Source organism: Pantoea sp. DY-15 (assembly GCF_019795935.1).
Classification (GTDB): domain Bacteria; phylum Pseudomonadota; class Gammaproteobacteria; order Enterobacterales; family Enterobacteriaceae; genus Pantoea; species Pantoea leporis.
In genome coordinates this window covers 245,861-257,829 of record NZ_JAIMIF010000003.1, presented here as the reverse complement: position 1 = coordinate 257,829, position 11,969 = coordinate 245,861, and the positions used below count along the sequence as shown (strand labels likewise).

Annotated in this window: 11 protein-coding genes; 5 read left to right on the top strand and 6 right to left on the bottom strand. The window is 56.0% G+C overall.

The window, feature by feature from the left end; genetic code table 11:
- Positions 1 to 9 precede the first annotated feature (9 nt).
- Both K5Y32_RS13805 and K5Y32_RS13800 read right to left on the bottom strand, forming a co-directional pair.
- On the bottom strand, positions 10 to 462 hold the full coding sequence (locus K5Y32_RS13805; RefSeq protein ID WP_101763602.1) for a universal stress protein: 453 nt from the start codon (positions 460 to 462) through the stop codon (positions 10 to 12).
- 7 nt (positions 463 to 469) lie between these two features.
- Complete coding sequence (locus K5Y32_RS13800) at positions 470 to 1,255, bottom strand: IclR family transcriptional regulator (protein ID WP_008101326.1); 786 nt, start codon at positions 1,253 to 1,255, stop codon at positions 470 to 472.
- Between the two features lie 150 nt (positions 1,256 to 1,405).
- Here K5Y32_RS13800 and K5Y32_RS13795 point away from each other — a divergent pair, with 150 nt between their 5' ends.
- From K5Y32_RS13795 to ypdK, 3 genes are all read left to right on the top strand, one after another.
- Entirely contained in the window at positions 1,406 to 3,007 is a 1,602-nt protein-coding gene (locus K5Y32_RS13795) for an MFS transporter (RefSeq protein WP_222184578.1), read from the top strand.
- A gap of 5 nt (positions 3,008 to 3,012) precedes the next feature.
- On the top strand, positions 3,013 to 4,041 hold the full coding sequence (locus K5Y32_RS13790; RefSeq protein WP_222184575.1) for an HlyD family secretion protein: 1,029 nt from the start codon (positions 3,013 to 3,015) through the stop codon (positions 4,039 to 4,041).
- Positions 4,042 to 4,243: 202 nt separating this feature from the next.
- Positions 4,244 to 4,315, top strand: a complete 72-nt coding sequence (gene ypdK / locus K5Y32_RS13785; protein WP_099686956.1) for a membrane protein YpdK — start codon at positions 4,244 to 4,246, stop codon at positions 4,313 to 4,315.
- A 41-nt stretch (positions 4,316 to 4,356) separates the two neighbouring features.
- On the opposite strand, the gene alaC is transcribed toward ypdK, so the two are convergent.
- Both alaC and K5Y32_RS13775 read right to left on the bottom strand, forming a co-directional pair.
- Positions 4,357 to 5,595 (bottom strand): alanine transaminase, encoded by a 1,239-nt coding sequence (gene alaC, locus K5Y32_RS13780; protein WP_008101332.1) that lies wholly within the window; start codon positions 5,593 to 5,595, stop codon positions 4,357 to 4,359.
- A 118-nt stretch (positions 5,596 to 5,713) separates the two neighbouring features.
- On the bottom strand, positions 5,714 to 6,238 hold the full coding sequence (locus K5Y32_RS13775) for a GNAT family N-acetyltransferase (protein ID WP_222184573.1): 525 nt from the start codon (positions 6,236 to 6,238) through the stop codon (positions 5,714 to 5,716).
- Between the two features lie 330 nt (positions 6,239 to 6,568).
- Between K5Y32_RS13775 and K5Y32_RS13770 the strand changes: the two genes are divergently transcribed.
- Complete coding sequence (locus K5Y32_RS13770) at positions 6,569 to 8,260, top strand: sensor histidine kinase (RefSeq protein WP_110866529.1); 1,692 nt, start codon at positions 6,569 to 6,571, stop codon at positions 8,258 to 8,260.
- Positions 8,257 to 8,982 carry a LytTR family DNA-binding domain-containing protein gene (locus K5Y32_RS13765; RefSeq protein ID WP_222184571.1) on the top strand — a complete coding sequence of 242 codons (726 nt, stop codon included), beginning with the start codon at positions 8,257 to 8,259 and terminating at the stop codon, positions 8,980 to 8,982. The genes K5Y32_RS13770 and K5Y32_RS13765 overlap by 4 nt, the downstream gene beginning before the upstream one ends.
- A gap of 31 nt (positions 8,983 to 9,013) precedes the next feature.
- Here K5Y32_RS13765 and glk read toward each other — a convergent pair whose 3' ends face one another.
- Positions 9,014 to 9,979 (bottom strand): glucokinase, encoded by a 966-nt coding sequence (glk, locus tag K5Y32_RS13760; RefSeq protein ID WP_101763595.1) that lies wholly within the window; start codon positions 9,977 to 9,979, stop codon positions 9,014 to 9,016.
- A gap of 160 nt (positions 9,980 to 10,139) precedes the next feature.
- On the bottom strand, positions 10,140 to 11,792 hold the full coding sequence (locus tag K5Y32_RS13755; RefSeq protein ID WP_222184569.1) for an alpha-keto acid decarboxylase family protein: 1,653 nt from the start codon (positions 11,790 to 11,792) through the stop codon (positions 10,140 to 10,142).
- Positions 11,793 to 11,969: the final 177 nt, after the last annotated feature.

Here is an 11,969-nt window from a genome sequence, read left to right as displayed (position 1 = left end):
CGAGCGGGATTAATCCTTACGTACATCGATTAAAACGGGGCAATTGGCGCGCTCAATCACTGCGGCGCTGACCGAGCCTTTCAGCAGACGATTAAACGGCGACAAATGGCGACGTCCCATGATGATCATGCTGGCATGCAAAAGTGTGGATTGCGCCACAATGGTTTCCGCCGCTTCACCGGCCAGAATCAATCCCTTTGCCGCCACGCCCGCGCGCAGTAGCGGCGCCAGTGCATGACGCACCACCATTTCGGCGGTGTTCTGCTCATCTTTCGCCGCCACAAAATCATCCGGATCTTCACCGGCATCAATCTCAATCGGTTGATTGCAGGAGGAGTAAGCGGGATCAACGCAGCACAGTACCGTGACCTGCGCCTGATGCGCCAGCGCTTGTTCAATGGTCAACGCAATCACTTTTTCCGCCACCGGAGAGTTATCGATGGCCATCAGCAAGGTTTTCATCAGTTGGTTATCCTTCCACAGCGGTCATTTTGCCAATTTCACGAATTAAGGCGTCTTTGCACTTGATGATTTGCTCACGATAGTGCGCTTCCTGCTTATGAAAACGCGCGGTCGGCACCAGTAATGAGATGGAGAAGCGGCCAAACAACGTATCAATGGCGACCGCCATGGTCGAAATGCCCTCTAGCGTCTCACCGCGATCAATCGCCAATCCGCTGGCGCGTACCTCGGCAATCAGCTCCAGCAATTGCGGCAGCGTTTTCACCGTCATCTCGGTTAACTCTTTATAGGCTTCGCCCACCATCACGCGCACATCTTCATCGCTCTCCAGCGCCAGCAAAGCGCGGCCGCCCGATGTGCTGTAAAGCGGCAAATTCAGCCCGATGCGCGGCACCACGCGCAGTTCGCGCGAGGCCACCACATAATGCACGATCGCCAGCTGCGTGCCGCTGGCCCGCGCCAGCGATACCGTTTCATTAATCTCTGCAGAGAGTTGTTCGAGGAATGGACGCACGATTTCCACCACGTCGCTGTGCACGCTGGAGATCAGCTTGAGCAGCGCCGGACCAAGACGTAACCCGCCGGCACCACTGCTGCGCACCAGCTGTGCGCTGTCCAGCGCACCAATAATTCGCTGCACCGTCGAGCGCGGCAGATCAACCACCTGCGCAATTTCACCTAAACTCATGCCGCCGGGATGCTCACCCAGCGCGTTCAGAATTTTTGCCGCACGCGCGATGACCTGAATGCCACCCGCTTTTTCATCCTCACGGCTTGAGGGAAGTTCAACCATGATGCGTTCCTTTTTGGCCTGCCCTACTTTAACGCGAATGATCGCACTTTTACACCCTGTATCACATTGCAATACAGCATATCGATATGTAAGATGCCATCTGTATCACATTGCAATACACTGCATCAACATTATAACGAGAAGCCTGCTATGAACGCCCAGCCCATTGCGGCTCCGGCCCCCCATCCGTTTACTCTGCGCCTCGCGCTGGGATTGGTTGGCGTGCTGATTGCCGCGCTCACATCGGGATTAAACGATCGCGTCACTGATATCGCGTTAGCCGATATCCGCGCTGCCATCGGCATCAGTTACGATCAAGGCAGCTGGATCATCTCCGCGTATCAGGCCGCTGAAGTGGCGGCAATGATGATTGCGCCCTGGTTCGCCGTCACCTTTTCGCTGCGCCGCTTTGCGCTCACCGTCTCCGCTGGTTTTATGCTGAGCGGTCTGCTGCTGCCGCTGATGCCTAACGCCACGCTGTTTATCGCCTTGCGCGTGGTGCAGGGGTTATTTGGCGGCGCGCTGCCGCCAATGCTGATGACCGTTGCGCTGCGCTTTCTTCCGCCGCCGATCAAATTATACGGTTTAGCCGGATATGCGCTGACCGCCACCTTCGGTCCGAATATGGCCGCTTCGCTGGCGGCGTTCTGGACCGATGACGTCAGCTGGCTGTTTGTCTTCTGGCAAGTGGTGCCCGCCATGCTGATTGCCATGCTGCTGATTAGCTGGGGTTTGCCGCAGGATCCGCTGCGCCTTGAGCGTTTTAAACAGATCGACCTGTTCGGCATGCTGACCGGCTGCTCCGGTATGGCGCTGTTGATTCTGGCGCTGACGCAGGGCGAGCGACTCGACTGGCTCGAATCGCCGTTATTTTGCGGCCTATTATTCAGCGCACTGGCGTTGCTGACTGTGTTCTTTATTAATGAATGGTTTCACCCGCTGCCGCTGTTCAAATTGCAGATGCTGGGGCGGCGCAATCTCGCGCACGGCTTGCTGGTGCTGGCGGGCGTGCTGATTCTGTCGCTGTCAGGTTCGGCGCTGCCGTCGGCCTATCTGGCGCAGGTGCAAGGCTTCCGCACGCTGCAGTTCGCCCCGCTGGCGTTGACCATCGGATTGCCGCAGTTGCTGATCGCGCCTTTTGTTGCCGCGCTACTGAATATTCGCTGGGTGGATTGCCGCTGGATGTTGACGGCGGGCGTAGCGCTGTTGGTGACGTCCTGCCTGATGGGCATGCACATCACCACCGATTGGGCGCGGCAGAATTTCTGGCTGATTCAGATTTTGCAGGCGTTCGGCCAGCCCATGGTGATTTTGCCGGTGCTGATGAGTGCCACCAGCGTGGTTGCACCACCAGAAGGCCCCTTTGCCTCGGCGATGTTCAACACGGTGCGCGGTTTCTCCAGCATCGCCGCCAGCACGCTGGTGGAATGGTTTATCAGCCACCGTGAAAAATTCCACTCCAACGTGCTGGTCGATAGCGCCGCCAGCCGTTCATGGCTGATGACGGCGCCGAACAGCGCACAATCCAGCAGCAGCGTGCCGTTGCTGCCGGACGGCAGCGCCAGCAGCGCGGAAAACCTCAGCGGTTTCGCCACCTTGCTGAAACAGCAGGCAATGGTGCTGAGCCTGAGTGATTGCTACCAGATGCTGATTGCCTTCGCCGCCCTGCTTTTACTGTTAACCGCCTGGTTGCCAAAACGCGTGTGGCCACCACAAACACTGATCCAACCTGTTACGACGACGTCGAGATAATTGATATGCAAGCTTTTGCTTTGAAGAGAACGGTGCTGTTGAGCGCCTTATTACTGGTGTTATTAGCGATGGCTTTTTTTGTCTGGTCATCAATGACCGGCAACGATCACCGCACCACCGATGCCTACGTGAATGCCGATTACACGCTGGTTGCACCGAAAGTTTCCGGCTACATCGCCAGCGTCAACGTGCAAGACAACCAGCGCGTGAAGGCCGGCGAACTGCTGGCGACACTCGACGATCGCGATTACCGTGTGGCGTTAGAGACCGCGCAGGCCAATTTGCAGGTCAGCGAGGCGAAGCGTTTGAGTAGCCAGGCGCAGCTGGAACAGCAGCAATCCACTATCGACCAGGCGAAGGCCACGTTAGCGGCGAGCCAGGCTTCCGCGCAGTACGCCGGACAAAGCGCCGCGCGTTACAACCAGCTGTATAAAAGTGGCACCATCGCCGCAGACGATCAGCAAAAAGCCAACTCAACGCAGCGCTCCGCCTCGGCTACCGTCCGCCAGAGCGAAGCGGCGCTGGCTTCCGCCGTCAAGCAAGTGGGTGTGCTGCAAGCTGCGGTGCGTCAGGCTGCTGCCGATGTCGCTGCCGCGCAGGCCAGCGTCAATCAGGCGCAGCTCAATCTTTCCTACACGCGGATTGTAGCGCCGGTGGATGGCATGGTCGGTCAGCGTTCGGTGCGCCTCGGCGCCTACGTTAGCGCAGGCACGCGTTTGCTGGCGGTGGTGCCGCTGCAGCAAACCTATATCACCGCTAATTATCTGGAAACCCAGCTGGCGGATGTGAAGCAAGGGCAGAAAGTGAGCGTGAAGGTGGACGCCTTGCCAGACAAGGTATTTAGCGGCCGCGTCGACAGCATCGCTCCGGCGACGGGCGCGACCTTTTCCGCCATTTCGCCGGACAACGCCACCGGCAATTACACCAAAGTGGTACAGCGTTTACCGGTGAAAATTGTGCTCGATGAAAACCAGCCGGATCTGGCCAAACTGCGCGTGGGAATGTCGGCGATACCGGAGATTGAGACCCGCTGAAAATGTGAGCAATATCTCAGAAGCGGCCTATTTATTTTTGGGACAAATCCGCGTAAATTAGCCCTCGATCCTGTTTCGGGCTTGCCTGGAGCGACCTGAGAAGAAAGCGTGTAGCGATGATGAACTCCACCTTTCTCTTATTCTGTTCGGGTTACGCGGGTTTGGGATCGCCCGCCGGGTAGCCGCTCAGAGGAGTTGTTTTGTGAGATACGCTTTGATGGGAATTTCTTTCTTCCTGTTGCTTTGGGTCGGTACTTTTGTACTGATGCTGTAGAGCCGCCAGGCGGGGCGACGCTGAGTCGCCCCACTTACTGGTTATTCCTCTTCTTCTTCCAGCGCTTTTACCGTTCCCGGCAAAATGCCATCGGCACGGAACATCGATTTAATCCCCCGCACCGCCTGACGAATACGATCGCTGTTTTCAATCAGCGCGAAACGCACATGGGTATCACCGTAATCACCAAAACCGATGCCCGGCGAGACGCACACTTTGGCTTCCTGCATCAGTAATTTGGCGAACTCCAGCGAGCCGAGATGCGCGTAGTGATCGGGAATTTTCGCCCAGACGTACATCGACGCCTTCGGCAGATCGACCATCCAGCCCGCTTCGTGCAGGCCTTTCACCAGCACATCACGGCGGCGTTTGTACTGTTCAGCGATATCGCGCACGCACTGTTGATCGCCTTCCAGCGCCGCAATCGCCGCGACCTGCAGTGGCGTGAAGGTGCCGTAATCGTGATAACTCTTGATACGCGCCAGCGCGGAAACCAGCTCTTTGTTACCGACCATAAAGCCGATGCGCCAGCCCGCCATATTGTAGCTTTTCGACAGGGTAAAGAATTCTACCGCCACATCACGCGCGCCTGGCACCTGCATAATCGACGGCGCTTTCCAGCCATCGTAGGTAATATCAGCGTAGGCGAGATCGTGGATGACCAGCACGTTGTACTGCTTCGCCAGCGCGATGACGCGCTCGAAGAAGTCGAGCTCAACGCATTGCGCCGTAGGGTTTGACGGGAAGCCGAGAATCATCATCTTCGGCTTGGGATAACTTTCGCGAATCGCCCGCTCCAGCTCGTTGAAGAAATCAACGCCCGCCACCAGCGGGACAGAACGCACCTGCGCACCGGCAATCACCGCGCCGTAAATGTGAATTGGATAGCTGGGGTTTGGCACCAGCACGGTGTCGCCGTGGTCGAGCGTGGCCAGCATCAAGTGCGCCAAACCCTCTTTGGAGCCGATGGTGACAATCGCCTCCGATTCCGGATCGATCTCCACCTGATAACGATCTGCGTACCAGCGCGAAATCGCGCGACGCAAACGGGGAATACCTTTTGAGGTCGAGTAACCGTGCGTGTCTTCGCGCTGCGCTACCTGGCAGAGTTTTTCGACGATGTGCGGCGGCGTGGGGCCATCCGGATTGCCCATCGAAAAATCGATGATGTCTTCGCCGCGCCGACGCGCAGCCATCTTCAATTCAGCTGTAATATTAAAAACATACGGTGGAAGGCGTTCAATACGCGAGAAACGACGGGGTGTGCTGTTATCAGCCATGATGTCCTCTGGTTTACGTAAGCGCCCGGACCGTCCGAGCGACGTGGGTCACTGTGGTGACCGCACCAAGAACATAACGCGCTGATTACAAGATTGTCGAGAGCAGACGGAAATTTTTTTAATGTTGCGGATTCAGGCGGCCAAACACCCAATCGCTTACCCATTGGCCGTTTAGCAGATAATTATCCCGCAGCGTGCCCTCAAGAACAAAACCATTCTTCTCCAGAATGCGGCGTGACGGCCAATTTCCCTCAATCACCATCGCTTTCAGTTTATGAAATTCTACCTGCAGCAAAAATTGGCACAGCGCGTCGAGCGCTTCACTGCCATAACCCATGCCGGTAAACGCCGCGCGCAGCATGTAACCCACTTCGGCCTGACGATAAGGATGCCACTCGGCGCTGCAGCCAAACAGGCCGATCGGCTCGCCGGTTTCCCGGATGCGCGCCACCAGACACAGCATATGAAAACTGCTCGCCTGCCATGGCGCCAGACGCTCAGTAAAGCGTTGACGAATATCATTTTCATCCGGGATTTCACTGACCCACGTCATGGTCGCGCGGTCCTGATGTACAGCCTTGAAAATCTGCCAGTCTTCAGGTTGAAGCCGACTAAGGGACAAACGTGGAGTGAGTAATTGCATGGCTGAGCTCCCCTTTTTTTATACGGCAACATAGCAAACCGGAGTATTCACAACCAGCGATCGGCGCACGCTTTAGCTAATCCTCTTTTTTCTGGTCAAGTTTTCCTCTTTTGGGGAGGTCGCCATGAATGGCGACCCTACAAAGTCGTAACGATATTGATCCGCCATTACGTCGTAGGGGCGCCATTTATGGCGACCTGCATATTAAAAATTGATCTCGACTACGAGAAAGGTCTGCTGAATGCTGTGGCGCTGGCGCATCGTGATCACATTTTTTATCATAGCCTCCCGTTTCTTGCCTGAGAGATGCCCTTGCCTTCCCACTTCGACATGCTGCTGGCGGTTTTTGACCGCGCGGCGCTGATGCTGATTTGCCTGTTCTTCCTCACTCGCACGCGGGTGTTTCGTCAGCTGCTGCAAAAAGATGAGCATTCGGTGCGAGAAAAACTGGTGGTGACGGCAATATTCTCGCTGTTTGCGCTGTTCAGCACCTGGTCAGGCATTAACGTCGACGGCTCGCTGCTCAATGTGCGCGTGATTGCAGTGATGTCCGGCGGCATTCTGTTTGGTCCGTGGGTGGGCATCGCCACCGGCGTGATTGCCGGTTTGCATCGCTATCTAATTGATATGGATGGCGTCACGGCGGTGCCTTGCCTGATCACCAGCATCATTGCCGGCATCGCTTCGGGCGTGATTAATCGCCGGGTGAATAAAGAGCAGCGCTGGCGCGCCGGTATTCTTGGCGGCATGTTGTGCGAAAGCCTGACCATGCTGCTGATTGTGCTGTGGGCCAAGCCAATGACGCTGGGACTGGCGATTGTGTCCGAGATTGCGCTGCCGATGATTTTGGGCGCATCGAGCATCGGTTTAATCGTGCTGCTGGTGCAGAGCGTCGAAGGTGAAAAAGAGGCGATTGCGGCGCGTCAGGCCAAGCTTGCGCTGGAGATCGCCAACAAAACATTGCCGCTGTTTCGCCAGGTTGATAGCCAGTCGCTGCATAAAGTGTGTGATATCATCCGCACCGACATTCACGCCGATGCAGTCGCCATCACCAATAACAAACAGATTCTCGCCTATGTCGGTTACGGCGAGCAGAACTATCACAACGGCGATGATGCTATCAGCCCGACCACCGCGCAGGCGATCGCCAGCGGTAAAATTATTATTAAAAACAACGACGAGGCACATCGCACCAAAGATATTCACTCGATGCTGGTTATTCCCCTTTGGGAAAAAGGGGAAGTAACAGGCACGCTAAAAATCTATTATCGCCGTGCGCATCGCATCACCGGGTCGCTGAAAGAGATGGCGATTGGGCTGTCGCAAATCATCTCCACCCAGCTGGAAGTCTCGCGGGCTGAACAGCTGCGCGAGATGGCGAACAAGGCAGAATTGCGCGCACTGCAGAGCAAAATTAACCCGCATTTCCTGTTTAACGCCCTGAATGCTATTTCCTCTTCGATTCGCCTTAATCCGGACACCGCGCGCCAGTTGGTGATCAATTTGTCACGTTATCTGCGTTACAACCTCGAACTCAACGATGACGAGCTTATCGATATCAAGAAAGAGTTGTGGCAGGTGAAGGATTACATCGCGATTGAGCAGGCGCGTTTCGGCGATAAGCTGTCGATGATTTATGACGTGGATGAAGATCTGCACTTCACGCTGCCCAGCCTGCTGATTCAGCCGCTGGTAGAGAACGCCATTGTGCACGGCATTCAGCCTTGTCGCGGCAAAGGCGTAGTGACGCTGAGCGTGAAGGATTTAGGCGATCGGGTGCGCGTTGCGGTGCGCGATACCGGTGATGGCATCAGCGATGATGTGATGAGCCGCGTGGCGCGAAACGAGATGCCCGGCAATAAAATTGGTCTGCTGAATGTGCATCATCGCGTTAAGCTGCTCTCCGGCCAGGGTTTGGTCATCACCCGCCATCATCCCGGCACGGAAATTGCCTTTACGCTTAGCAAGAATGGCCAGCGGCTGCCTGCCCCGCTGCGCCCCACCACGGAAACCGCCACGTGAAAGCCATCATCGTTGAAGACGAGTTTCTCGCCCAGCAAGAGTTAAGCTGGATGATTCAGCATCATAGCCAAATCAGCGTTGAGGCCTGCTTTGATGATGGGCTGGAAGTGCTGAAATATCTGCAGAACCATCGTGTGGATGTGATTTTCCTTGATATCAACATTCCTTCGCTCGATGGCATGCTGCTGGCGCAAAACATCAATCAGTTTGCCCACAAACCGCTGATTGTGTTTATCACCGCGTGGAAAGAGCATGCGGTTGAAGCGTTTGAGCTGGACGCGTTTGACTACATTCTCAAGCCGTATCATGAGTCGCGCATCATGACCATGCTGCAGAAACTGGAAGCCAGCGCGCAACAGCAGTTGCAACCACAAAACGCAGCCACCAGCTCGCCACAAACCGTCAATCTGGTGAAAGATGAACGCATTATCGTCACCGATATCAACGAGATTTATTACGTTGAGGCGCACGAGAAGTTGACGTTTGTGTATACGCGGCGCGAAGCCTATGTGATGTCGATGGTGATCAGTGAGTTTTGCAGCCGTTTACCGGAACAGCAGTTCTTCCGCTGCCATCGCTCTTACTGCGTCAACCTGAGCAAGATTCGTGAAATCGAGCCGTGGTTTAACAATACCTATTTGGTGAAGTTGCGTGATTTGGATGCGCAGGTGCCGGTGAGTCGCAGCAAGGTGAAAGCCTTTCGGCAGTTGATGAGATTATAAGGCGAACGGCGGATGCCGCTCGCCTGCGTGTTTACAGCTCGCGGCCCAACACCTGACGCAGGTGCGCACCGGCGCCGAGTAAGCCCGGCTGATCGTGAGTAATCATATATACCGGAATATCGACCAGGTAATCGCGGAAGCGACCTTTATCTTCAAATGCCGCGCGGAAACCGGAGGCTTTAAAGAAATCGAGGAAGCGCGGCACAATACCGCCCGCGATATAAACGCCGCCGAAGGTGCCCAGATTCAGCGCCAGGTTGCCGCCAAAACGGCCCATAATCACGCAGAACAGCGACAGCGCGCGACGGCAATCAATGCAGGTATCTTTTAATGCGCGTTCGGTAACATCTTTAGGCTTGAGGTTTTCTGGCTCACGCTCATCAGACTTCACGATGGCGCGATACAGATTGACCAAACCGGCACCGGACAGCACGCGTTCCGCCGAAACGTGGCCAATCTCCGCGCGCAGCACTTCGAGAATTTCACCCTCTTCTTCGCTATTTGGCGCAAAGTCAACGTGACCGCCCTCGCCCGGCAAGCTGATCCAGCGTTTATCCACGTGCACTAAATGGCTGACGCCGAGGCCGGTACCCGCACCATAAATCGCGATAGGCTTGCCTTCAACCGGCGCTCTACCGCCGAACTGAATCACTTCCTGTTCGCTCAGCATCGGAATCGCCATGGAAACGGCGGTGAAATCATTAATGATTTCCAGGCTTTCCAGCGCCAGATGCTCTTTCATCACTTTGGTCGAGAACGCCCAATCGTGGTTGGTCATCTCCACCCAATCGCCGGTAATCGGACAGGCAATGGCGATACAGGCGTGCTTAATGTCCTGTTTTTGCTCGTCCAGATAGTGGCGAATCACCGCTTCGAGATTGTCGTAGTCTGATGTTGAGAAAGTTTGGGCTTGCGAGATAGCGCCGTTTTCTACCTCACACAATGCGAGACGGGCATTGGTACCGCCCACATCGCCGACCAGGGCGTATGTTGTCATTCTTCTGCTGCTCCGCTTGGGTCATAAACAATTGCAGGACACTATAAAAGCCTGCCAATAAAACAACAACGCCCACCTGCACGATGGGCGTAATCCATTCAAAGATGCTGCACAGCCTACCGATCACCTGCCCGACTTCCCAGCGGCAACTTTCCGAAATTTAGCCACTATTACGCTGATGCAATGCGGCGGTGACCTTACGCAGCAGCGGCGGCAAGTCCTGTTTGTCCATCACCACTTCCACCAGCGACAGACGTCGATTCCGCATTAATTGTTCCATCACCGCGTCGAGTTGCACCGTTTCGCTGACGCGCCAGCTTTGCGCCGCATAGTGCTGGCTCAGCGCCTGCGGTAGCGCGGTCCAGTTCCATTGCGCGATATCATTGTAACGTTGCTCAGCACCGTGAATCGCGCGCTCAACGGTATAACCATCGTTATTAATCAAGAAGATAATCGGCTGCTGGCCGTCGCGTAGCATCGAACCTAACTCCTGAATCGTCAGCTGCGCAGAGCCATCGCCAATGATCAGGATGACCCGCCGATCTGGCTGCGCGGTTTGCGCACCAAAAGTGGCGGGTAAAGTATAGCCAATCGATCCCCACAGCGGTTGCACCAACAGTTGTGCATCCTGCGGTAAACGCAGCGCCGCCGCGCCAAAGGCCGCAGTGCCTTGATCGGCAAGGATAATATCACCGGGTTGCAGGAAGCGCTGCATCGCCTGCCAGAATGCCTGCTGACTGATTACCGCCGCAGCAATTTGCTCACTTTCCTCGCACTCAGGCGCATCTGCCAGCCGCCAGTGCGCGCAGTGACGCTGATAAATCGGCGTCAGCGCCGCCAGCGCCTGCTGCATGCTCAACGGCGCAAACACCTCGCCAGCGACCGTGGCCTGAAACGGCTGCAGATCGATCACGCGCTCGGCGGGCAGATTTTGTGTGAAGCCGGCGGTTAAGGTGTCGGTAAACCGCACGCCGACGCAAATCGTAACGTCAGTATCTTCGATGGCCTGACGCACCGCATCGCTGCTGCCTTGCGCGGCGTATGTACCGACGAAGCCCGGCTGCTGCTCGTTCAGCACGCCCTTGCCCATCAACAAGGTGGCGGCAGGAATCGCACGCAGCTGGCGCAACACCTCAAGCTGTGGCTGCAACTGCCAGCGTGAGGCCAGGAAATCGGCCAACAGCGCCACGCGCTGTGCTGGTGCCAGCAAGCGTTCTGCCGCATCGGCAAAGGCCACGGCAACCTGCTGATGGTTATCTGCGGCTGTGGCTTTTTCCCCTGGTAGCGAAATCTCAGCCGCCGCCACATCCACCGCCAGCAATAAATAGCCGGGGCGATGTTGCGTTAGCGCCTCGCTGATAACGCGATCAATCTCAGTCACTGCGTTTTCCGCCGTCAGCACCGCCGATGCCACACTTACTTCCTGCGCCATACGCAGGAAGTGACCAAAATCGCCGTCGCCCAGCGAATGGTGCACACAATCGCCCTGCTGTTGCGCCTGACTGGCGGGCGCGCCAACGATATGAATCACCGGCACATATTCGGCATAGCTGCCGGCGATGCCGTTAATCGCGCTTAGCTCGCCGACGCCAAAGGTGGTCAGCAGTGCCGCCGCACCGTTGCAGCGCCCGTAACCATCCGCCGCATACGCCGCATTCAGTTCATTGGCACAGCCAACCCAGGCAATGTCGGGATGCGCAATCACGCTGTCGAGAAATTGCAGGTTGTAATCGCCGGGCACGCCGAACAGATGACGGATGCCAGCTTGCTGTAATCGGTGCAGTAAATAATCGCCAACGTTCGGGTTTTTCATCGACAGCTCCTTGTTAAGGGGATAATCAGGAGTATTAGCGATGTGGCTGAATTGGCGAGATATTCATCATCGTGGCGTGGTGATTTGTGGCAAGCATTCGTTACGACGACAGATAATTCTGTAAGTTGCGATCTTCGGCGCGTTTCGCCTTAGTGTAAACGCATACACTGATATGCT

Coding starts and splice junctions, on each gene's coding strand:
- K5Y32_RS13805 (WP_101763602.1), bottom strand. CDS start 462: ATGAAAACCTTGCTGATGGCCATCGATAACTCTCCGGTGGCGGAAAAA.
- K5Y32_RS13800 (WP_008101326.1), bottom strand. CDS start 1,255: ATGGTTGAACTTCCCTCAAGCCGTGAGGATGAAAAAGCGGGTGGCATT.
- K5Y32_RS13795 (WP_222184578.1), top strand. CDS start 1,406: ATGAACGCCCAGCCCATTGCGGCTCCGGCCCCCCATCCGTTTACTCTG.
- K5Y32_RS13790 (WP_222184575.1), top strand. CDS start 3,013: ATGCAAGCTTTTGCTTTGAAGAGAACGGTGCTGTTGAGCGCCTTATTA.
- alaC (WP_008101332.1), bottom strand. CDS start 5,595: ATGGCTGATAACAGCACACCCCGTCGTTTCTCGCGTATTGAACGCCTT.
- K5Y32_RS13775 (WP_222184573.1), bottom strand. CDS start 6,238: ATGCAATTACTCACTCCACGTTTGTCCCTTAGTCGGCTTCAACCTGAA.
- K5Y32_RS13770 (WP_110866529.1), top strand. CDS start 6,569: ATGCTGCTGGCGGTTTTTGACCGCGCGGCGCTGATGCTGATTTGCCTG.
- glk (WP_101763595.1), bottom strand. CDS start 9,979: ATGACAACATACGCCCTGGTCGGCGATGTGGGCGGTACCAATGCCCGT.
- K5Y32_RS13755 (WP_222184569.1), bottom strand. CDS start 11,792: ATGAAAAACCCGAACGTTGGCGATTATTTACTGCACCGATTACAGCAA.